Source organism: Mycetohabitans sp. B46 (genome assembly GCF_037389205.1).
Taxonomy (GTDB): domain Bacteria; phylum Pseudomonadota; class Gammaproteobacteria; order Burkholderiales; family Burkholderiaceae; genus Mycetohabitans.
This window is the reverse complement of sequence record NZ_JADBGL010000004.1, coordinates 230,821-252,422: the sequence shown is the minus strand read 5'-3', so window position 1 is coordinate 252,422 and position 21,602 is coordinate 230,821. Positions and strand designations below refer to the sequence as shown.

Here is a 21,602-nt window from a genome sequence, read left to right as displayed (position 1 = left end):
TCGGCCCGGTACGCAATGCTGCCGGGCACACCAGAACGGGAAGGGCATTCAGAGCCATGGAAAAGACAACTGCAAACGATCTAAATGACATCAGCCTGCCCACCCAGCGGCGTGCCGGACAACGGCAAACCGTGCAGCAGCAAACCCGACGGCAAATCGGTGGTGGCGTAGACAGCGGGGCCAAATCGGAGCCAAACGCTAGCAAAGTGGCGATCGTTGGTTTCGCCGGGCGCTTTCCCGGTGCCGATAATACCGAGGAATTTTGGCGTTTACTGGTGCAAGGGCGCTCGGCCATCGGCGAGTTCCCTTATTGGAACCTGCCGGGCATCGCTGAACGCCGCCACCTGCGCAAAGAGTTTGCTTGCCCGGGGGGCTTCATCAAGGATCCGATGGCGTTTGACGCCGATTTCTTTAAAATCTCCGCGCGTGAAGCCGAAGCGATGGACCCTCAGCACCGCATCGTGCTGGAGCAAACTTGGGCTGCTTTTGAAGACGCGGGGATCCCCCCGCAAAGCCTGCGCGGTAGCGATACCGGGGTTTATATCGGCGTATCGTCAGCCGACTATAACGGCTTACTGGCTCGTACGGCGGCAGGTGCCCACGATGCTACCGGCAATGCCCACTCGATCATTGCCAACCGTATCTCCTACCTGTTCGATTTTCACGGCCCCAGCGCGCCGGTCGATACGGCCTGTTCGAGTTCGTTAGTGGCAGTGTATAAGGCGGCGCAAGCCATTCTTACCGGTGACTGCACGGTAGCGGTCGCCGGCGGGGTCAATCTCTGTTTTGAGCCCATGGTATTCATTGGCGCCGCAAAGGCAGGCATGTTAAGCCCTACCGGCCGTTGCAAAACCTTTGCCGCTGATGCCGACGGCTATGTGCGGGGCGAAGGTGTGGGCGTGTTAATCCTCAAGGATTATCAACAAGCACTGGCCGATGGCGACAACATCGTGGCCACGATTATTGGCTCGGCGAGAAACCATGGTGGCCACGCCAATTCGCTGACTGCGCCTAACTCCACGGCCCAGGCCAAACTGATCAAGCAAGCCTGTCGGGGCGTTGATATTGACAGCATAAGCTATATCGAGGTCCATGGTACAGGCACCCGGCTTGGAGATCCCATTGAGATCAGCGGACTCAAGCAGGCATTTGCCGAGTTAGGCCGTAGCAGCGAGCGGCGCTGTTACCTCGGCTCAGTAAAAACCAATATTGGCCACCTCGAATCTGCCGCCGGTATCGCCGGATTGATCAAGACATTGCTCATCCTCAAGCACGGCTACTTACCCAAGAGCTTGCATAGCGAGCAGCTCAATCCCTATATCGACTTGGCCGGCAGCCCTTTTGAAGTGTTGCAGCAAGCGCGAGCGTGGCCGCAACCGTCCGACACTCCCCGTCGTGCAGGTGTCAGCTCGTTCGGTTTTGGCGGCACCAATGCTCACATCGTACTGGAGGCGGTTGAGCCACCGGTCGGCGTAACGGCACAAGGCAGCGCGGCGACGATCTTTCCGATATCGGCCAGGACACCCGAAGCACTTAAATCGCGGGTCAAGCAGTTGATCGACTTTATAGCGCAACGGCCCCAGCTTGCGTTACCGGATTTGGCCGCCAGCTTGCAGTTGGGACGTGAGGCGATGGAATGCCGGCTGGCCATAGTGGCAGACAGTCGAGACAGCCTTCTGGCTCAGCTCGGACACTATCTGGCCAACGGCGACGATCAGGGTGGTGAGCCTGCCGGCGACATTGCGACGGGTGAGGTGCTCCGAGCGCTGCAACAACAAGATCGCGACACGTTGCTTGCGTTATGGCGCCGGGGTGCAACCGTTGACTGGCGGCAGCTTTATCCAGATGGCCGGGCACATCGAATCCCGTTGCCGACCTATCCGTTTAGCCGTGAAGTTTATTGGATCAGCGATGCTCTGGCGGCCGAGCATTCGGGTGAGCCGATCTTACATCCTTTAGTGCAACGTAATACCTCGGATCTGGCGGGGCAACGTTTCAGCAGCCGATTTAACGGCAACGAATTCTTCTTTGACGAGCATCGGGTCAATGGCGTCAAGATCCTGCCAGGGGTCGCTTACTTGGAAATGGCCAGGGCCGCGATCGAGTTGTCGCTTGCCGGCGATGAGACACTAGTCCAATTAAAGCATATCGCGTGGCAGCAACCGATGCGCCATGACGGTAGTGAATTGTCAATCGACATTGAGCTGTCAGAGCAAGACAATGGCGAGATTCTGTTTGAGATTCTTGGCGCTACCGTTGATGGTCCAAGCTACTGCCGCGGCGCGGCGTTGGTCGGCGCTGCGCAAGCCTTACCGCAGCTGGACCTGCCGGCCATCGCCGCGGCCACCGAGCAGCAGCGACTGGCGTCACAGCAATGCTACCAAATCTTCGGCGAGATGGGGCTGGACTATGGAGAACACTTCCGCGGGATCAGCGAATTACAGGCGGGCAACGGCCAAGTGCTGGCCAAATTAGCGTTGCCTGGCGCGTTCTCAGAAGCCGATGAATGCGACGAGTCGCTGCGCTTGCCTCCCGGCCTGCTCGATTCAGCGTTGCAGGCGGCATTAGGACTGGCGTTGTTGGATCCGGCTCAGTCGGATGATCGTCGTGAGCCACTGGTGCCGTTTGCGCTGGACGGCGTGATTTTTGGTGATTTGAACCTGCTCGGCAACGGTTGCTATGCATGGGTACGTTATGCCGTTAATCACCAGCCTGGACGGATTAACAAGTTGGACGTGGATCTGTGCGACGCCCAGGGCCGGGTGGCGCTGCGTCTGCTTGGCTTCTCGTCGAAAAGATTGGATAGCAACCAGACTAAGCCGTTGGTGATGGCACCGGTTTGGCGAGATAAAGCGCCACGTCAGAACGGTAACCGGCACTACAACCGGCAATTGATCTTACTGGCGGGTAATCTACCCATTATGCTGGACAAACTGGCAGACTGCTGCCAGGAGCGGATATCGGGCCGGCAGATCAGCGTCGAGCAATTGCCTGCCGTTGCTGAAGACCCCGCCTTGGCGTTGCCATCCCTGGCTGGCGTTTTGCTTGGTCACCTGAAAGAAAACCGATCGGATAGCTTGGTGCAATTGGTCCTGCTTGACAGTGATCATGGCTCACAGCTCACCGCCCCAGTCTTCGCGTCACTGCAAGCGCTGCTCAAGACCGCCAAAAACGAAGGACTGATCGCTGCTGCCCAGTTCATCGAGGTGCCTGGAATCCATTCGCCTGAGTGGCTGGCGAAGTTATTGCTCGAGAATAGCGATCAGGATGACGAGCGAGTTCGCTATCAGGATAGCGTGGGAGGCCAGTATCAGCGCCAAGTGGCGTCCTGGCGGGAAACGGCGTTGACCGCCGCCGGAGCCGCGCCGTGGCGCGCTGGTGGCGTCTACCTATTGAGCGGCGGCGTAGGGGGATTGGGGCTGCTGCTAGCCGAAGCGATTGCCCGAGAAGCGCATGGCGCCAAGTTGATCCTGGCTAGCCGCTCAGCTGGCCAATTGTCGCCTAAAACCGCCGAACGGATTGCCAATATCAAAAAGTTAGGTGCTCAAGTGCAGCTTGAGGCGGTGGACGTGGCTAATCGGACCGCTGTTGATGAGCTAATCGTGAGGTGCGAGCGGGAGTTTGGCGGGATAAATGGCATTTTTCACTGCGCCGGTCTTACCCGAGACAGCCTGCTGAGCAACAAGAGCGAGGCCGATTGGACGGCGGTGCTGATGCCGAAGGTGGCAGGGGCGCTGAATCTGGATCGGGCTAGCGCTCATCTTGCGCTGGATTGCTTTGTCCTGTTTTCGTCGGTTTCCGCGGTGATTGGTAATGTCGGCCAGGGCGACTATGCGCTGGCCAACGCCTTTTTGGATGAATTTACCGGCTGGCGTCACCACCAGACAGCCATGGGCCATCGCCATGGCCGCACGCTCACGGTGAACTGGCCGTTATGGCGCAATGGTGGGATGCAGATTGATCCTCAACGCGAGCAACTCATGGTCGAGCAGACGGGTATCCAACCGTTGAGCGATCAAGGTGGCCTAGCGCTGCTGCGTTGGGCGCTGGCTGATGCTAGCGCACCCGAGCGGTTGATGGTGTTGGAAGGCAATACCGCCAAAATTAAAGCATTTATCGCGGCTCAGTGGCATGAGCCAGTAGCGGCTATGTTTGACGAGCCGAGCGCAGCCGAACAGCCTGCCGCGCCGACGACGCCAGTTCGAGTGGACGAGCCGTCGCCAACGGCCAACGCCCATGACGAATCCGGGCACGGGGATTTGACCGAGCCGGCGATCCGTTATTTCAAGCAACTGCTATCGACGACACTGAAGCGGCCTATAGAGAAAATCGACAGCGATGGCTCCTTCGAACGCTACGGCGTTGACTCGATCATCCTCACCGAGCTGACGACTAAACTGGAGCAGAGTTTTGGCTCGCTACCGAATACTTTGCTATACGAATACCAAACGGTGCGTGAACTGAGCGAGTACTTTATTCACCATCATCGCGAGGCGTTGCAGCGGCGGGTGCTTAGCGAGTCGGGTAATCGGCACCCGACCGTCAAGGACGTACCGAAGACAGAGAAAGTGGAGAGGGTGGAGCAAATTGCGGCTGCGACGCAGATGACCGCGCGCAAGCGTCGTCGCCGCACCACGCAGCAAGACACACCGTCAATGATCAGCCCAAGCCGTGAACTGGCGATCGTCGGTATCAGCGGGCGCTACCCTGGCGCCGAAGATTTGGAGACGTTTTGGCACAAGCTGGCCGGCGGCGAAGACCTTATTAGCGAAGTGCCCACGCAGCGCTGGGACCACCAGGCTTATTTTGCTGATCAGCGCAACCGGCTTGATAAGACCTATTGTAAATGGGGTGGTTTTCTCGATGGGGTGGAAGAGTTCGACCCGCTGTTTTTCAACTTGTCGCCTCGCGAGGCGGAAATCATCAATCCCAATGACCGACTGTTCATTGAAACATGTTGGAACTTGCTGGAAAGCGCTGGACTGACCCGACAACGGCTAAAACAGCAGTATCAGCAGCAGGTTGGCGTGTTTGTCGGCGTAATGTACCAACAGTACCAGGCGTTTGAAGCGGACTTCGTTAGAGAGTCGCTGGTGTCCGTGACTTCATACAGTGCGATTGCTAACCGGGTATCGTATTTCTTTGATTTTCAGGGACCCAGCTTGGCGATTGACACGATGTGTTCGTCGTCGATCTCCGCCATCCATGCTGCTGGTGAGGCCCTGCGCAACGGCGATTGCCGGCTGGCGATTGCCGGTGGTGTTAACCTAACGTTGCATCCCAAAAAATACATCGGCCTGAGTATCGGTAAAGTGCTTGGCAGCCAAGCCAGCAGCCGCAGCTTTGCCGACGGCGATGGTTATTTGCCGGCGGAAGGGGTCGGCGCAGTCTTACTTAAGACACTGGCCGATGCCGAACGCGATGGCGATCGGATTCTTGCAGTGATCAAGTCGACCGCCGTCAATCATGGCGGCCATACCCATGGTTTTTCGATGCCCAGTGCCAAGGCGCAGGCGGCGCTGATCGACAGCAACTTCAAGCGGGCAGGGGTGGATCCGCGCACGATCAGTTATGTGGAGGCGGCGGCTAATGGATCAGCAATGGGCGACGCCATCGAGCTTAGTGCGTTGAATCGAGTCTTTGGCCAAGCCGGTGTTGCCAACCAATCCTGTGCAATGGGTTCGGTCAAGTCGAATATCGGCCACGCCGAGGCGGCGTCGGGCATGTCCCAACTCAGCAAGCTGGTATTACAGCTGCAACACCAGCAGCTAGCGCCATCTCTGTTGCTCGGTCCGCTTAATCCTAAGCTGGACTTTGAGAATTCACCTTTTGTATTGCAACGCGAGTTGGGCCATTGGCCCCAGCCCGTGATTGAAACGGACGGGGTGAGTCGCCAATATCCGCGCCGGGCGGCGCTCAGCGCCTTTGGTGCTGGTGGCTCCAATGCTCACCTGGTGCTTGAAGAATATCAGAGCTATCAGGAGAACCAAGGACATCTGTCGGATGATGTCGCTCAGGTTGAGAACGGCGTCCTTTATATTGTGCCGATGTCGGCGAAAAGCGCCCGCTCGTTGCACCAGGGGGTGGCGAGGTTGGCACGCCATTTCGATACCCATTCGGATTTGCGGCTCAACGACGTTGCCTACACCCTGCAAGTTGGCCGGGAGGCGATGCCGTGGCGACTGGCGTTGCTAGTGAAAAGCATGGATGAGTTACGCGCTGCGCTGTGCAAGATTGTGCAGATGCTGGACCACGGTGACGGGATGGCCGCGTTGGATAAGCTCGATTTGCCGTTGTTCTTTGGCAATATTGACGAGGTTCCTGCGGCGACGGCTAGCCTGCTATCCGGTCCTGGCGCCGACGCGTTAAGCCGCAGCCTGATTGCGGCCGATGAGCGACAACAGCTGGCGCTATTCTGGACGCAGGGCGGTGAGATTGCTTGGGACGATCTGGCGGAAAATACTGCTGCTGGCTATGGCGTAAAAATCGTCCCACTGCCGACTTATGCGTTTGATAAAAAACGCTACTGGCTGGAGCAGTCCAACACGCCAAAAACGCTGCATGACAACGCCACGGCGGCTAGCGCTACGCAGCAGACCTTGGATAGTACGGCAGTGAATGTGGTCGATGAGCCTGCCCACCACGAGGAGACTGTCGCTGAACATGGGCTGCGCGTGTTGGCGGGTTTGCTGGGTATGCAACCAGAAGAGTTGTCGCCGGCCAAGCCACTCAGTGCCTATGGTGCTGACTCCATCGTCATGGTCCAGTTAGCGATGCAGCTACAAGCGGAAATAGATCCTGAGTTAGCGTTGGCCAATATCCAGCAGTGCGTCACGATTCAAGACTTGCTTGCGTTGCTGAACGAACGGGGTGAGCGGGTAAGCGCAAAAGGGCCAATGCTGCCAGTAAAAATCAGCGAGCTTTTTACCCGTCCAACGACGCACTTCTTGGAGCTGCAGCGGCTCAATACGGTGGATGATGGCCAACCCATCTTTTGGTTCCATGGTGCCCTTGGTGGCAGCGAGATATACCAAGAGTTGGCCCAGCATATCGACCGGCCGTTTTTCGGACTCCAAGCCAAAGGATGGATGACTGAACACGAGCCGCTTCAGGGAATCGAGGCGATGGCGGCCTATTATGTTCAAGCGATCCAATCGGTGCAGCCCCATGGTCCCTACGATCTTGGCGGATACTCGCTCGGTGGCATGCTGGCCTATGAGGTGACTCGGCAACTGCAGGAATCGGGGGAAGCGGTAACGACTTTGGTGATGCTGGATTCGCCGGATGTTACCGGTGAGCGCACCGCCAAGCTGACCGATAAGACCCGACTGCTACAGGCAGTCAATATGTCTTTGCAAATGACGATCAGCGACACGCCGGAACGTTTTGCCGACGTATTAATTCACCGGGACGAGATTGATCTGTCGTTGCCGCATCAAGAATATCGGCAGCAATTGATGGCGTTGGCGCGGCAGCGAGGGCTAAAGATAAGTGATGACCGTTTGCAGCATATGATGGAGCAAGTGGCGCGGATTCAGCAATCCTACCAGGTGGAGCATTATCGGATTCTGCCTTTGCCGAAGGCGGAGGAAGTCGCTTGCTATTACTTCCGTAATGCCAGTGGCTTGTGGATGGGAGATTTGGAGCCCTATTTCTCCACCGACAGCCGAGAATTTGCGGCCTTCAATCACACCAATTATTGGCAAGCGTGGCAACGGCAATTGCCGAGCTTTGAGATGATTGAGGTGAACTCATCCTGCCATATGACGTTGTTGACCGAACCCGAGGTGTTTGACGTGATCGCAGAGTTCTGCGTGTCGCTGTATGGGTCAGAATGGATCGAGGGTAAGCGCGGGGTCAAGACTGTCTTGACGTAGGAGGTTGCTTTCGACGCCTGCGTGTTAAATAAAATGGTCCATCTACCTAACTAGGCAGATGGACCATTTGTATGGGCGCAATGAGGCTACCCCAATTAGGGCCGTTCTAAAGTGGAAATTTCCGGCCCTGATTTAGGGTAGCCTCAATCAACTTGCTTTACACAGCGGGATCGGCGTGCGCTTGTCTTGTTGCCCAACAGAAACACGGCGATGTTCGCATCGCTCTCCGGCTCTAGCACAAGTTGAGTTGCTGCGCTATTATGGTACGCAATGCGTATCGTGCCTCTAGGCTATGTCGGAACCTACACAACAGGAATTTTTGCGAGCTGCCAAAGAGCAGCTTGGCGTAACCTGGGACGGACTTGCAACTGCCAGCGGTATTAGCCCGCGCGCGATGAAGACGTACCGGATGCCGAATACGTCGAAGGATTACCGCCCCCTTCCTAATCTCGCACGCGCGGCGATTCTGCGACTGCTCCAGGACTGCAGAAAACGGCACACAAAACAAGCTTGACATGGTACTCATTGCGTACCAAACTAGCTGTGTTATCCGCGCAGCTGCGCGACGGGCGACATATGAACCCAAGACCGAATTTTACGGGGGAGGGATGCTGCCGATGAACTCGAATCACATCGACCAGGACACCGAACGAGCGGTTCGGTACTTCCTCACGCTGATTGCCGACCGTTACGACATAGCCGGCGCGATTCTCTACGGAAGCCGGGCGCGGCGTACCCATCGGGCCGACAGCGACGCCGATGTGGCTGTCCTGCTGAAAGGAGAACATCAGCGATTCCTCACCACCAAGCTTGAAATGGCCGACATCGCATTTGACGTGCTGCTGCAAACGGGCATTCTCATCTCGCCGCTGCCGATCTGGCTTGATGAATGGGAGCATCCAGAGACCTATTCAAACCCTTCGTTGCTCCACAACATCAACCGGGAAGGCGTTAGGCTATGAGTGACCAAAAATTGACGCCCGTTGCGTTAATGGCGAAGGCGGAGCGGGCATATGCATCCGCCCGCGTACTGCTTGACTTAGGCGACGTGGATGGCGCAGTGAATCGCGCCTACTATGCGATGTTCGATGCAGCGCGCGCTGCGCTTTTGGCGTCGGGGGCCCCCGTCGAACCGGATGTGGGTCGTACTCATAGCGGTCTGATGGGGCCTTTGGCAACTATCTTGTTAAGAACGGTCCAGTATCGAAAGACATGGGACGACTGCTAAACCGCGCTGAGGAAATTCGCTTAGTAGCGGATTATAAGGATGAGTCGGTTGCATTGGGCGATGCTCAAGAAATGGTGGAGCAGGCCGAGGCCTTCGTTGCCGCTATGCTGGGTCAGTTTATGCCAGAGAACCCGAATGAAACTTATCACCGGATAAAACCATGAGGCCGGTAAGCCGACAACGCATCCGCTTGTGTTGTGACATTTATCCGCTCTTCTCCGCGTGTCCACTACAGTTGGTTTGAAGTAGAATCAGATTTGTGCTGTTGTACATCAAACCGGATTGGGGTATGGGTATAAAAGAATGCACGAGAACTTGGTAGTCCTCCGCGTTTCCCTCAACTCAAGCGACAATTGGGGCGGAACGCTACATCGAGGCTGTAGAAGCACCCGAGGGTGTGCCGCTGGTTTTGCTTGACGGCACCACCATTCTGCTGCCGGATTCTGCCACGCAGGCAATTGAACTGCTGCGGAAGCGGTTTGGCGTCGCGATCGAGTACGGCTGTGGCCGAGAGTGGGAATTCGCCAATAAGGCACGGGCAGCTGGTGTATCCGAGAGGCTTGTTCAGCTCGGTCATGTAGTGCAGGACGTGAGTGGCGTGTCTGTGGAGGACATGGTGCGTGCAGCAATCACAGCCCCGGAAGCGACCTACGCTGATTGGTCGGCCCTGTATTTCGCCAGCATGGAAATGCAATGATTCATCTTCGTTGGAAGTTTTTGTACGACGCGCCTGATCCGGAGACTTTCGACTCGTCTAAGCCGAGGCCTTACCTGATAGATAATGACGTAATTAGGATGCGCTGTTGCGCGCAAAGTAAAAATGGCTCTTCCTCACTTTGTGTGAAGTTTGCGCGGCGAATTAGCACCGATTCAACACGCGAGCATGAAGCATCGAAAAGCTGACGCGGCCACACATTTGGCGTTCGAGGAACTTGAGCCGATTGATATAGCCTTCGATGATGTCGTGGCTGTAGGGTGTTAGCAGTGCTGCCTATACTGCGTCGTAGTCGTGGCCAATGCCTGCTGCAAACCGCTGCATTTCTGGTACACCGCTGGCCTGCGCCTGGCGCAACCAGCTTGCCAACGCTTCATGTGCGCGGCGCTTGACTCTGTGGCGAACTCGAGCGACAGCCTCCAGATCGCCACAATCAGTGGATTTCGCTCGCCGAGCCGTTGAACAAAGCGCTCGATGTGCCGCTTGTTGTCGTCGGTAAGCGACGCCGTGCCCCGACTCAGCTACCAACAGCTTATGCGGTGAGTGGAGAGCACCGCTCGTGGCACATACGTGCGTCGCTGCTGCGTGGGCGTACAGGCTTGTCGCCAAGGCTGCATGGCTTGGCGCACTGTCTGGCGACAGTTACTTTTGCCGCCGGCGCATTGACTCAGTTTTTTTGCTACCGAGCGGAGCCTATTGCCTCATGTAATGTGTTACCCGTCAGCATGCTGGCGGGGGCGACTGATGGCGAGACGGCTCAGCATGCGAACACGACGGGAATGGATAGAGGCGGTCGGCGAGCGGTACCGCCGTTCTGATCGGAGCGAGAAGCGCGCGATACTGGACGAGTTTGTCCAGGTGACGGGATATCACCGCAAGCACGCCATCCGTGTGCTGTGCCGCGAGCCTGTGCCGCCGAGGACGAAGCCCGGCCCCCAGCGACGCTACGACGATCAGGTGCGGGCCGAGTTGACCATGCTGTGGGAGGCGGCCGATCGGATCTGCGGCAAACGACTGAAAGCCCTCATTCCAACGCTGACCGAAGCGATGACACGGCATGGTCACCTGACGCTATCCAAGCAGGTTCGCCAACGGCTGAGCCAGATCAGTGCCGCCACCATTGACCGGCTGCTGCATGACGTGCGCGAACAGGCTTTCGCGGGTCAACGCCGACGCGCTGGTGGAGCGGGTAACGCAATTGGCCGTGCAGTGCCGATCCGCACCTTCGCTAACTGGAATCATCCGCCACCCGGCTATCTCGAGGTTGATTTCGTCGAGCATTGCGGTGGCACCAAGATCGACGGCGACTTCGTGCATCGCTTCGTGATGACCGATATCGCGACCGGCTGGACCGAATGCCTGGCCATGTCCTATCGAAGCGGTGCGTTCGTTCTCGAGCACATTGAACGGGTCAGCCGAGCATTGCCATTTGCGCTGCGTGGTCTGGATTGCGATAACGATACAGCCTTCATGAATGAGGCCGTATTCGACTACTGCCAGGCAACGGGCATCGAGTTGACGCGCTCTCGTGCGTATAAGAAAAATGACCAGGCGTGGGTCGAGCAAAAGAATGGATCAGTCGTGCGCCGCCTCGTCGGGTATGGCAGGTTACGCGGACTTGAAGCCACGCAAATCCTTGCCTGCCTTTACGAGGTGTCACGTTTGTACATTAACTTCTTCCAGCCTTCATTTAAGCTAAAATCGAAGACACGTCATGGCGCGAGAGTCATGAAGCGGTATGAAGCGCCGTTGACGCCGCTTGAGCGCGTGCTGCGCTCGGCGTCGGTGCCACAGGCAACCAAACGCAGACTACGTGCTCAGTTTCGAGCGCTCGATCCACTGGAGCTGTTGAGCCGCATGCGCGAAGCGCAGCAGCACGTCGCACAATGTAGCCAATCCGGCACGACGCCGACGCAGGCAACCCTACCTGCTCGCGTTCCCCTCGCGGATTTCCTGGCGAGTCTTGGCACAGCGTGGCAGGACGGCGAGGTCAGACCAACGCATCAGCGAAAGGCGCGTGTGCCTCACACTTGGCGCAGCCGGGAAGATCCATTCGAGCATACGTGGCCGACGATACAGCAATGGCTGGAAACCGAGCCCGGCATCACGGCCAAGAAGCTACATGAGCGTCTCGTCACCATGGCACCGGCGATGTATTCCGGCGCGCAGCTACGTACCCTGCAGCGCCGTGTGAAGGCATGGCGATCGAACCGCGCCAGAGAACTGGTAGCCAGAATACTTGGCGATGCCGACGCGATGAAGGCTGGCGCTGCTACGCAGCACCAGCCTTCATCGAAAAATAATCGGAGAGTGACAATTACCCGGGAGTAACATCATCCCATGAGGCAATAGGCCGGCCATTCTGCTTGACGCTATCCACCCCGCCTCATTCTGTCCAGCCATCCACATCCGCCACAGCTTCATCGATAAACTGCTGCATATCAGGGGCGGCCATGTCCGACTGTGCGACAAGCCGGGACTGATGGCGGCATTCCTGCGCAAAGTCGGGGCGACGCATATCGGGCACCCAAATTTGTATCGGGCGAAGTCCTGCCTTGCGCAGTGCGTCACGGTGTTTTTGAACGCGTAAATTTACATGTGCCATATCGCTCCCCCCCTCTGAATTACATGTAACTTTCTAGGGCTATTGTCCGTCTCATGCAATCCTGCTTGGAGCGCTGTACCGCTGGCTCCAGTGGATGGCCGCCTCCACCGACGCGCTCGGCCCGGCTTTTTAGAGCGTATTAGGCACTTTTGTCAAATTTTTGACACCTCCCGGCAGCCTGTTCGCTCCCGCTATCGGAGTCGGCGAACAAAGAAGTCCTTGCGAGCCACAATCAGGCCCGCCCATGCCACGCCTGACATGCCTTGCGCGCATTTCGCGTCAATGCACATCGACAGCCTCCGTGGCCAACTGCCGTGCGCACGCGATGGCCTGCTCCATTGCCGTCACGATTTCTTCCCGTGCTGCCGCGTCGCCCACCCGCAGCGCGTAGGACGGATGCCACGTGGCGACCAGCCACGTATCGCCGAGCCGCACAGGAGCGTGCAGGTAGTCCTGCAGGTTGACGTTGCGGCGCAGGACTGCCCCTAACGCCGTGGCACCCAGCGTGACGATGACGGTCGGCCGCACCCGCGCCAGTTCTTGCTCTAGCCAATGGGCGCAAGCGTCGATCTCGCGTTGCGCTGGCGTTTTGTGCAAACGCCGCTTGCCGCGTGCAATCCATTTGAAATGCTTGACCGCATTGGTCAGGAAGACCGTGTCGCGCGGCACGCCGGCGCGGCGCAGCGCCTCGTCCAGTACTTGACCCGCGGGGCCCACGAACGCGCGGCCGGCCAAGTCCTCGTAGTCGCCTGGTTGTTCGCCGATCAGCATCATCCGGGCGGTTTCCGGGCCGTGGCCCGGCACCGGCTGGGTAGCATTGCGCCACAATTCACAGCGACGGCATTCGTCGAGCGAAGGCGGGACCGGTCGTGACGGCCCCGCGTGTCGCGCGTCCACGGCGACCCGCTTGCCTGTCATCGCGCGCACTGCGCTAGCCTGCGCCATACGACGCGCGCCACTTCGCGCGTCAGCGATCATTGCCGGTATCAGTGGTCCCTCGGGTAAGCTTTTCCAAAAGCGCACCGGCATGTGCTGGTGCAGCGCCGTTTCGTTCAACCGCGCCGGATTGAAAGTGCTTTTGTAATAGGCGAGCCACAGCGATTCGACTTCGTCGACAGCGGCACCGGCCCGTATTGCCATCGCATCGCCGGATGCGGCCGAGAACTGCAGCGTCGCGCCATCCCACAGCGCCGCGCCCTGCGGCGTGCCGATCCACCAGGACGACGCACCCATGCGGCGCGCAAAGTGTTCTGCGGCGTACGCCAACACATCGTGGTCGGGCTCGTACCAGGCCAGGTATTCCGGCATTCCAGCGTCGCCACGTCGATGAAAACGCACGTACGCGATCATATCGTGCTTGGCACGCCGCACAGACTTAACCATTGCATGCAGTCGCGCACCGTCTTCGTCTGCCGCTGACGCCACCGCCCGATCGCCATGCCACCATCGCCACAGGACTCGGTACAACAGCGCCCAGCGTTGCGGCGAACGATACAGCGCGGCGTCCTGCAGCAGCGACGCCAACGCGCTTGAGACGCTTACACGCAAGTCGGCGCTGTCGCTGTCCGTACCCCATCCTCGCGTCCGATCGTCGCATCCGGCCGGTGCGGTAGTGGGATAGTCCAGTGGCATTTGCGCTGCGCTGACGCTTGTTATCGAACCGTGCTCAACCCATGTGACGGCCTCTGGTGGCCACCCCCGCGCGAGCGCGCGCAACGCCTGGGCGCGCCAACTGGCGTAGCTGCCGTCAACGATCAGCGTGGGCGGGCACGCGCCATTCATAGCAATGCCAATTGTACGGGTGCGCGCGACAGTGCGTGCCGCAGCTGTTCCGATGGCATATCGACTCGTGCGGGCCGGTAGTCCTGCACCACGATAAACGATTTGACCTGATCCATCACGCAACGCAGGCGAATCAAATCGTGATAGCGGATTGCGCGCACGCGACGCAACTGCACCAGCCGCTTTGCATTGCGTACGCCGATGCCCGGTACGCGGGCGATCATCCATGACGGCGCACGATTCAAGTCAACTGGAAACGATTCGCGGTGCGCTAACGCCCAGGCCAGCTTGGGGTTGATGTCCAGCGGCAGGTCGTCGTCGTTTTGGAACAGTTCCTCGGCACGGAAGCCATAACCGCGCAACAGAAAATCCGCCTGATACAGCCGATGCTCGCGCAGAAGCGGCGGAGCTTGCGAAGGGAGCGCGGACGGGCTGTCCGGGATCGGGCTGAAAGCGGAGTAATACACGCGTTTCAACTGGTACGCACCGTACAGCGTTTGCGCGGTGCGTAAAATGGTGCGGTCGTTGGTATCATCGGCGCCCACGATCATTTGGGTGCTTTGCCCGGCCGGCGCGCTCAGTGGCGCATGTTTCTCGCTCTGCGCTTGTTCTCGAGCCAGGCGGATTGTTCCCATCGCGCACTTGATCGTCGACGCGTTTTTCTCGGGCGCTAATCGTTGCAGGCCGCGCTCGGTTGGCAGTTCGATGTTCACGCTAAGCCGGTCGGCATATCGGCCAGCCTCTGAGATGAGCCGCGGATCGGCGTCCGGGATCGTCTTTAAATGGATATAACCGCGAAATTGGTGCTCTTCACGCAGCGACCGTGCCACATGGACCAACTGCTCCATCGTGTAGTCGGCGCTGCGAATCACGCCGGAGCTGAGAAATAGGCCGTCGATGTAATTGCGCCGGTAGAAGTCCATCGTTAGATTGACGACTTCCTGTGGCAAAAAGCGCGCGCGCGGGACATTGCTGGAGCGCCGGTTGACACAATACTGGCAATCGTACTGGCAAAAATTGGTCAGCAAGATCTTCAGCAACGATACACACCGACCATCGGGCGTATAGCTATGACAAATTCCGGCGCCCGTGCTGGCACCTAGTCCGGCGCGCGCTCGTGCATCTCGTTCAGGCGCGCCGCTGCTGGCGCATGAGGCATCATATTTGGCCGCATCGGCCAAAATTTCGAGCTTTTTCAGCAATTCCATCGCGCTGACAATACTGTATGGATATACAGTATTATACGCCATTGCGTATGGATGGCAATCCAGGCGTTACCGTCCAGCCGGGGCCACGCGACACGCTAACCATTGGGGGTTAGCTCACTTTTTTCAGCGCATCCGCTTTGTGGATTGCAGTTTTGCCGGTACGCGCGCTTTTGACTTCGTACTGCGGGTCGCGCGCAGATGCCTTGGCAACGTGGCGGCCCGCCTTAGCGGTACCTGTCACCTTACGGGTGACGACGCCGTCCGTGCGTCCCCGCGAAGTTTGCCATTGGACTTTGTCGCCTTTGGATAAAGTGGACATACTGATCTCCCGGAAGCGCGGCGGCCGGATTGGCCCCCGACGACCGGTTATCGCGCAACAAGCGTGCCGTCCACGGCGCGTAACTGATTCGATCAATCAAATGCCAGGGCGAGGCGAGGGCCTGTCAACCTTCTTAACGACAATCTTTTGCACCGGCGCTTGCGAGGCGTGACTGCCGACGCCGGCACGAGATCCGCAACGCCCGTCCGATGCCGACGACATGCTTCTTCGCTTCACACTTGCCTGATTGAGCGTCTGATTGACGTGGGCGAGCATTTTTCTCTGGCCCGAAACCGGGCAGCGCACAGCGCGCCGAACGAAGTCACGCAGCCCCCGTGTCGTTGGCGTGAAATGGCTTTTGTTTATTGGCTCATCCCTTGCCTCTCCTTGTTGTCGTGAAAGAAGGAGGCAGTCATGCGCGCCGCGCAAAAAACGACGCTGCTAGCATGAAGCGCTCTGCTCGGGGCAGTTTGGCTAGCGCGTATGCGGTCCATCTCCCGGGACGGCTGCCCAGGGCCCGCGGCGCGTGTTCATCGGTGCAGCTAACACTGCATCGGCCTGCGGCTCAATCGGCGGCGCGCGTGAAACGCATCGCGGTTCCATCGCGCGTGATGCGCTCCCAGACCGCGCGCTTTTCATCGTCGGTCATGAACACCCAGTTCGACACCTCCGCCGCCGTCCGGCCGCAGCCTTTGCAGACTTCGTCAAATAACGTAGAGCATACGCCGATGCAAGGGCTGTCCGGCTGCGAGTGAAGGGGGGAACTCATTGATAACACGTCGACAATGAAAAGGCGAAGACGCCCATGCTAAACGATCCGTATTGGCCCGTCCATCGAGCCTGGCCCGTCTATCGAGCCGACCGTCGATGTCGGCAACTGCAATCCCGTTCGATTTTGTATGTGGCGTGCGCGATACGGCCCACCGCGCCCCTACGCGAGCCCCGCTTTGATAGCGGCCCGATATGAATTTGGCAGCGTCAGCAGATCATGAACCTTCATGAACCTGTTTGACGGCAGCAAGCCGTAACCGCTCCATCGCCACGTCGCTTGAAGCGCATCGCCCGTGCCGTTGCGTGTGAAGCGGCCCAAATCATGCGACTTCGTCGTCGGTCGTGAATACCCAATTCAACGCTTCGGCTGCGGCGTGGCCGCAGCCTTTGCAGACTTCGTCGAACAGGGTGGAACATACACCGCGATACAGGCGCCAGCAGCGGGTGAGGGCCGTGCACGGCAACGCCAGCCGCGCTGCTGTGCACAGTCCCCACCCGTGTAGCAGCATGAGCGGTGGCCCCGCGCCGCCGATGACGCCGGCAAAGCGAACGCCGCCGGGCATTGTTCACGGCGATCTTCTCAGTCCTGGTTGGCTGCTGTCACGAACCCCGCAAGTTCTTGTCCGTAGCGCACCGGCTCCTCGTAAAAGGGGCTATGTCCGCTTTCGAAGAAAAGCGACAGGCGGCTGTTTGCGTGAATCGACTTGATTCGCTCCGACATCGCAATGCGCACGAGCCGGTCATGGACGCCATGCGTCAGCAAGATCGGACCAGAATAGGCTTGAAAGACGGGCTCGAGATCGGACGTCTGCGTCTTGATAAAGCCCTCGTTCACGGCCCGTGCCGCCATGCCGTTGACGACCAGCATGCGCTGCATCTCCACTTCGGTCGGCGGCCGGTGAAAGCAGGCGGCGAGGAACTCGGCCGTGGCCGCGGTCCGTACGGCGAAATCGTGAGAAGTGGTGGTGCTGGTGAATGCATCCGCCTCTGCGGTGAGAAGATCCGGCGACAGCTTGGTGACGGCGTCGACCAGGTTGACGCCGGCAATGGCGGAGCCGCCATATTTGCGCAGATACGCGCCGGCCACGTAGCCGCCGAGCGACCAGCCCACCAGCACCGGTCGGCGAAGTTTGGCGCCGGCGATAACGGCGGCAATGTCGTCCGCCCATCGATCGGCTTCAGAATAGGCGTCGAGCGAAGTCGGCTTGTCGGAATCACCATGGCCGCGCAGATCGAAGCTGACCATGCGAAAGTGCCTTAGCGCGGGATCGGCGAACTGCTTCTCCCAGCTCAGGCGGCTCTGGCGCAGGCCGTGAATGAACAGGATCTCGGGCGCTTGGCTGTCGCCCTGGGCCTCGCCCGCCAGCATCACGCCATCGGTGGAACGCACAACGAACGGCTCGCGCGAAGGTCCAGCCATATCCGGATGGACACCCGGTTTGGCGACGAATGCAGTGGTCTTTCGAGGTGCCGCATAAGCGACTTCGGCGGCCAGGGCGGCGAGGCCGGCCGCGCCGGCGAGGAAGGTACGTCTTGAGTGGTTCATGAGTATCGCTCCATGTTGTTTAGTGATCGATATTTAACTCACTTGACTTTTCATGTCAAGGGTTGTGTAGTGTCGCTATGAAACGAGACTCAAAATCGCGGGGCGGGCGGCCTTGGAGCTTCGACCGGGAAAAGGCGGTCGACACCGCAATGCGATTGTTTTGGCGGCACGGCTATGAGGGGGTGTCGATTAGCGATCTCACGAAGGAAATCGGAATAGCCCCTCCAAGCCTCTATGCTGCCTTCGGCAGCAAGGCGCAGCTCTATCGGGAAGCGGTTAACCGCTACGAGGCGACGCTCGGAGGCTTCGATGTGGCGTCCATCCACTCGGCAGCGTCGCTGGCGCAGGCGGTGAGAGTATTGCTTGAGGGAGCCGTGAGCGCCGTCACCCACCCTCATCTTGAACGAGGCTGCTTGATCTCAAGCGGCATGATTGCCTGTCACCCGGAGCATGTTTTGCTCGCCCGCGACGCGGCCGCGCGGCGTGATGCCATGCGCGAACGGATTGCGCAAGCGCTCCAGCCCTTTGCGGGGGCGCACGAGGTTCGGCGTTTGGCGCGCCATCTGGCTGCCGTCATGCAGGGCATTTCGGTCCAGGCGCGGGACGGTAGCACACCGACGCAGCTGCAGGAGATCGTTGAAGAGGTGGTAGCGGGTGTTGCAGCACGGCTTTCTAAGGAGGGGCGGCTAGATTGACGGTACTCGAAGCGCAGTCAAGCCCGGAATCGGCAAGATTGGCGAATCACGAAAGCATCGAACTATCGTGCTGAAACATTCGCCGCGCATTTCCTTCAATTGCTACCAGTATTCGAATTGCATGAAGAATCTGACACGGACCTTAGGATAGAGGTCGCTTTAGGAAACGGAAATAAAGCACGTGTAGCCGGCAGCCTTCCTTCGATCAGACTCCGGCATTAATCGCAGCGGGTGGAACTTGCCTGGTTGAAGCTTCTAATGGTGCTTCCCCACATAGTCGCCCGTCAGATTGATATGCTTCTAGCTGAGTGGAGAAAGATAGGGCAGCCGCATTGCGTCATGCAATGCCCCGCGTGCGGCCATCGCTTGGAGCGCCCGCTTGAGATAGACCGTGCTCCACAGCGCAATGGTGGCAGTGACCAGGTTCAGGCCGCTGGCGCGGTAGCGCTGCGCTTCGAAGCTGCGAGCGCGGATTGCGCCGAGGCGATAGAAGAATACCGAGCGGGCGCGCTAGCTTGACAGCGTACGCGCGTAGGTCAGGTGCTGGTACAGCGTATCGGGATCGGTGTTGGTGCCGCACAGCAGCACACCGACTCGCTTGCCTTCGAGCGCATCGCGCAGCGGCCCGAGCAGTGCGGCGAGCGCCGCCGCGCACGCGGGCTCGACAGCCAGTTTCAATTGCTCGAACAAGCGCAGCATGGCCACGCGCAACTGGTCATCGGAGACGGTCACCATCCGGTCGATGTGCCGGCGGCACAGCTCGTAGCTATACGCCTCGGTGTGCGGCGCCATCAGCGAATCGGCGACACTGCGCATCAAACCCATCTTCACCGTATGGTTTGCCGCGAAGCTCTTACTCATCGCGTCGGCCCCTTCCGGCTCGACGCCATAGACATGAATGCGCGGGTTCACCAGGCGCAACGCGGTGGCGACACCCGCACCAAGCCCGCCGCCGCCGACCGGCACGATCACCGCGTCCAGTGCCGGCGTCTGCGTGGCCCATTCGTAGCCGAGCGTCGCGGTGCCGAGCACGGTGCGGTACCCATTGAACGGATGGATGAAGCAGCGCCGCTCGTCTGCCTCGATGCGCCGGACCTTGTCGAACGCCTGCGCGCCGTCGTCGGCGAACACCACTTCGGCGCCGTACTGCCGACACAACTCGATGCGCGTCGGGCTGGCCGTCTTGAGCATCACCACCTTAGCACTGATACCCAGACGCATCGCGGCGTGCGCGACGGCGGCCGCGTGATTGCCGGCGCTCACGCACGTGACGCCGGCGCTGCGCTGCGCGTCGTTCAGCGCCAGCAGGTTGGAGAACGCGCCGCGTACTTTAAAGGAGCCTGCCGCTTGGAATAACTCGAACTTGAAGTTGATCGTTGTGCCTTCGAGGGACGGAAAATCGCTGCGATCGAAGGTCGGCGTGCGAATCACCCACGGGGCGAGCGCCAGGTGCTGCGCGGCGATATCATCCAGCGTCGGTACGCGTTGGCCATCAATCGACGCGGGCATTGTCGATAGTTTCGCCGCGGACGCGGGCAACGGCTTCGACACAGGCGGCGGCGCGGCCCAGTCAGACATGTGTATTAACCTCAAGACTGGTGATCAGTTTGCGAATGAATGACTCGCTCGCGCCCAGTTGTTCGAGCGAAACAAATTCGTTTGGCTTATGGGCTTGCTCGATATTGCCCGGCCCGCAGACGACGGTCGGGATCCCGGCACGCTGGAACAGGCCGGCCTCGGTGCCGTATGCGACCTTGCGCTTGTCTTGATCGGCAGTCAGTGCCCGTACCAGTTGCGTGATCGCCGCCTGCTCGCTGGCGTCCAGCCCCGGGGCAGCGGCGATCTCCGAGATCTCGATGGCTGCGTCCGGATGCTCGTGGCGCATCTGCGGCAGCAGCGTATCACGCGCATACGTCTCAATCTGCGCCAGAATGGCTTGCGGATCCATCGTCGGCAGGTTGCGGAATTCGAACTGGAATTCGCAGTGCGCTGGGACCGTGTTGATCGCGTTGCCACCGCTGATTGTACTGGTCTGTGCGGTCGTAAATGGTACGTCGTAGAGCGTGTCGAACGGCCCGTGCGAGCGGTAGCGCTGCGCGACGTCGCGTATGTGGCAAATCAGCCGCGCCGCATACTCGATTGCATTGAGCCCCTGCGGCGTCAGCGATGAGTGGGCCGCGTGCCCGCGCACGCAGCAGCGGTATGCATTGATTCCCTTGTGGGCGATGATCGGGCGCATGCTGGTCGGCTCGCCAACGATGCAGCCTTCGGGCCGCAGGCCGCGCTTTTGCAGATCCGCGAGCAGCAGGGGCGCGCCGGCGCAACCCACTTCCTCGTCGAACGACAGCGCGAAATGAATCGGCTTGGCGAGCTTTGCCGCCTGCATTGGCGGCAACAAGGCGAGCGCGGTGCCAATGAACCCCTTCATATCGCAGCTGCCGCGCCCGTAGAGCTTACCGTCGTCGATGCGGGCAACGAACGGATCGCTGTCCCATTGCTGTCCATCGACCGGCACCACGTCGGTGTGGCCGGATAGCACGATGCCGCCGTGCGTCGTGCCATCATGGGCCGGCACGGTGGCGAACAGGTTGGCCCATTGGCCTGTTTCGTCGTACGTCAGCGTTGCGTCAAGACCGGCTGAGCGCAGGTAGTCGCGGACTGTTTCAATCAATCCGAGGTTAGGCAGGCGGCTCGTAGTATCGAAGCTAATCAGCTTCTCGGTCCACGCAATGGCGTCGGCACTGGCGGGCAGGTCGGGCGACGGCGGAGTACCCAGCGGCGCGGCCGATGAACCGGCCGACGCCGATGTCGCGGATGCAGACATAGTATGGCTCCAATTGATCACGAGTCGATCAT

The 21,602-nt window shown here is 59.4% G+C and carries 15 protein-coding genes and 2 pseudogenes; 7 read left to right on the top strand and 10 right to left on the bottom strand.

Annotated elements, in window-relative coordinates; all coding sequences use genetic code 11:
* Positions 1 to 56 precede the first annotated feature (56 nt).
* The 6 genes from IHE30_RS06655 (at position 57) to IHE30_RS06630 (ending at position 12,151) form a co-directional block, all read left to right on the top strand.
* On the top strand, positions 57 to 7,877 hold the full coding sequence (locus IHE30_RS06655; RefSeq protein ID WP_337689596.1) for an SDR family NAD(P)-dependent oxidoreductase: 7,821 nt from the start codon (positions 57 to 59) through the stop codon (positions 7,875 to 7,877).
* Positions 7,878 to 8,494: 617 nt separating this feature from the next.
* Positions 8,495 to 8,839 carry a nucleotidyltransferase domain-containing protein gene (locus tag IHE30_RS06650; protein ID WP_337689595.1) on the top strand — a complete coding sequence of 115 codons (345 nt, stop codon included), beginning with the start codon at positions 8,495 to 8,497 and terminating at the stop codon, positions 8,837 to 8,839.
* On the top strand, positions 8,836 to 9,105 hold the full coding sequence (locus tag IHE30_RS06645; RefSeq protein WP_337689594.1) for a HEPN domain-containing protein: 270 nt from the start codon (positions 8,836 to 8,838) through the stop codon (positions 9,103 to 9,105). The genes IHE30_RS06650 and IHE30_RS06645 overlap by 4 nt, the downstream gene beginning before the upstream one ends.
* Positions 9,090 to 9,269: a hypothetical protein gene (locus IHE30_RS06640; protein ID WP_337689593.1), complete on the top strand. Its 180-nt coding sequence runs from the start codon at positions 9,090 to 9,092 to the stop codon at positions 9,267 to 9,269. Before IHE30_RS06645 ends, IHE30_RS06640 begins: the two co-directional genes overlap by 16 nt.
* Before the next feature lie 233 nt (positions 9,270 to 9,502).
* The gene (locus tag IHE30_RS06635; protein ID WP_337689592.1) at positions 9,503 to 9,802 is read left to right on the top strand and encodes a hypothetical protein; all 300 of its coding nucleotides are present in this window, start codon (positions 9,503 to 9,505) and stop codon (positions 9,800 to 9,802) included.
* Positions 9,803 to 10,582: 780 nt separating this feature from the next.
* Entirely contained in the window at positions 10,583 to 12,151 is a 1,569-nt protein-coding gene (locus tag IHE30_RS06630; protein WP_337689591.1) for an integrase catalytic domain-containing protein, read from the top strand.
* 55 nt (positions 12,152 to 12,206) lie between these two features.
* On the opposite strand, the gene IHE30_RS06625 is transcribed toward IHE30_RS06630, so the two are convergent.
* The 7 genes and pseudogenes from IHE30_RS06625 to IHE30_RS06595 form a co-directional block, all read right to left on the bottom strand.
* Positions 12,207 to 12,425, bottom strand: a complete 219-nt coding sequence (locus tag IHE30_RS06625) for an antitoxin MazE family protein (RefSeq protein ID WP_337689590.1) — start codon at positions 12,423 to 12,425, stop codon at positions 12,207 to 12,209.
* Positions 12,426 to 12,704: 279 nt separating this feature from the next.
* Positions 12,705 to 14,207: a UdgX family uracil-DNA binding protein gene (locus IHE30_RS06620; RefSeq protein ID WP_337689589.1), complete on the bottom strand. Its 1,503-nt coding sequence runs from the start codon at positions 14,205 to 14,207 to the stop codon at positions 12,705 to 12,707.
* A complete protein-coding gene (locus IHE30_RS06615) occupies positions 14,204 to 15,415 on the bottom strand; it encodes a putative DNA modification/repair radical SAM protein (RefSeq protein ID WP_337689588.1) in 1,212 nt (403 codons plus the stop codon). The genes IHE30_RS06620 and IHE30_RS06615 overlap by 4 nt, the downstream gene beginning before the upstream one ends.
* A gap of 109 nt (positions 15,416 to 15,524) precedes the next feature.
* Positions 15,525 to 15,734, bottom strand: coding sequence for a DUF2945 domain-containing protein (locus tag IHE30_RS06610; protein ID WP_337689587.1), 210 nt, complete (start codon positions 15,732 to 15,734; stop codon positions 15,525 to 15,527).
* Positions 15,735 to 16,299: 565 nt separating this feature from the next.
* The gene (locus IHE30_RS06605) at positions 16,300 to 16,503 is read right to left on the bottom strand and encodes a DUF1289 domain-containing protein (RefSeq protein WP_237070445.1); all 204 of its coding nucleotides are present in this window, start codon (positions 16,501 to 16,503) and stop codon (positions 16,300 to 16,302) included.
* A gap of 227 nt (positions 16,504 to 16,730) precedes the next feature.
* Positions 16,731 to 16,969 (bottom strand): annotated as a pseudogene (locus IHE30_RS06600) (DUF1289 domain-containing protein).
* Between the two features lie 116 nt (positions 16,970 to 17,085).
* Complete coding sequence (locus tag IHE30_RS06595; protein ID WP_337689586.1) at positions 17,086 to 18,051, bottom strand: alpha/beta fold hydrolase; 966 nt, start codon at positions 18,049 to 18,051, stop codon at positions 17,086 to 17,088.
* A gap of 77 nt (positions 18,052 to 18,128) precedes the next feature.
* On the opposite strand from IHE30_RS06595, the gene IHE30_RS06590 reads away from it, so the two are divergent.
* Positions 18,129 to 18,746, top strand: coding sequence for a TetR/AcrR family transcriptional regulator (locus tag IHE30_RS06590; RefSeq protein WP_337689585.1), 618 nt, complete (start codon positions 18,129 to 18,131; stop codon positions 18,744 to 18,746).
* 255 nt (positions 18,747 to 19,001) lie between these two features.
* Here IHE30_RS06590 and IHE30_RS06585 read toward each other — a convergent pair.
* The 3 genes and pseudogenes from IHE30_RS06585 to argE all read right to left on the bottom strand — a co-directional run.
* Positions 19,002 to 19,253, bottom strand: a pseudogene (locus IHE30_RS06585) (Tn3 family transposase); the annotation flags it as partial.
* A 3-nt stretch (positions 19,254 to 19,256) separates the two neighbouring features.
* Positions 19,257 to 20,255, bottom strand: coding sequence for a pyridoxal-phosphate dependent enzyme (locus tag IHE30_RS06580; RefSeq protein ID WP_443193615.1), 999 nt, complete (start codon positions 20,253 to 20,255; stop codon positions 19,257 to 19,259).
* Between the two features lie 61 nt (positions 20,256 to 20,316).
* Positions 20,317 to 21,570, bottom strand: coding sequence for an acetylornithine deacetylase (gene argE / locus IHE30_RS06575; protein ID WP_337689584.1), 1,254 nt, complete (start codon positions 21,568 to 21,570; stop codon positions 20,317 to 20,319).
* Positions 21,571 to 21,602: the final 32 nt, after the last annotated feature.

Bases quoted from the DNA above. Each gene is read 5' to 3' on its own strand.
- IHE30_RS06605 (WP_237070445.1), bottom strand. From the start codon at position 16,503: ATGAGTTCCCCCCTTCACTCGCAGCCGGACAGCCCTTGCATCGGCGTA.
- IHE30_RS06630 (WP_337689591.1), top strand. From the start codon at position 10,583: ATGCGAACACGACGGGAATGGATAGAGGCGGTCGGCGAGCGGTACCGC.
- IHE30_RS06610 (WP_337689587.1), bottom strand. From the start codon at position 15,734: ATGTCCACTTTATCCAAAGGCGACAAAGTCCAATGGCAAACTTCGCGG.
- IHE30_RS06615 (WP_337689588.1), bottom strand. From the start codon at position 15,415: ATGGAATTGCTGAAAAAGCTCGAAATTTTGGCCGATGCGGCCAAATAT.
- IHE30_RS06625 (WP_337689590.1), bottom strand. From the start codon at position 12,425: ATGGCACATGTAAATTTACGCGTTCAAAAACACCGTGACGCACTGCGC.
- IHE30_RS06650 (WP_337689595.1), top strand. From the start codon at position 8,495: ATGAACTCGAATCACATCGACCAGGACACCGAACGAGCGGTTCGGTAC.
- argE (WP_337689584.1), bottom strand. From the start codon at position 21,570: ATGTCTGCATCCGCGACATCGGCGTCGGCCGGTTCATCGGCCGCGCCG.
- IHE30_RS06655 (WP_337689596.1), top strand. From the start codon at position 57: ATGGAAAAGACAACTGCAAACGATCTAAATGACATCAGCCTGCCCACC.
- IHE30_RS06645 (WP_337689594.1), top strand. From the start codon at position 8,836: ATGAGTGACCAAAAATTGACGCCCGTTGCGTTAATGGCGAAGGCGGAG.
- IHE30_RS06620 (WP_337689589.1), bottom strand. From the start codon at position 14,207: ATGAATGGCGCGTGCCCGCCCACGCTGATCGTTGACGGCAGCTACGCC.
- IHE30_RS06590 (WP_337689585.1), top strand. From the start codon at position 18,129: ATGAAACGAGACTCAAAATCGCGGGGCGGGCGGCCTTGGAGCTTCGAC.
- IHE30_RS06640 (WP_337689593.1), top strand. From the start codon at position 9,090: ATGGGACGACTGCTAAACCGCGCTGAGGAAATTCGCTTAGTAGCGGAT.
- IHE30_RS06595 (WP_337689586.1), bottom strand. From the start codon at position 18,051: ATGAACCACTCAAGACGTACCTTCCTCGCCGGCGCGGCCGGCCTCGCC.
- IHE30_RS06580 (WP_443193615.1), bottom strand. From the start codon at position 20,255: ATGCCCGCGTCGATTGATGGCCAACGCGTACCGACGCTGGATGATATC.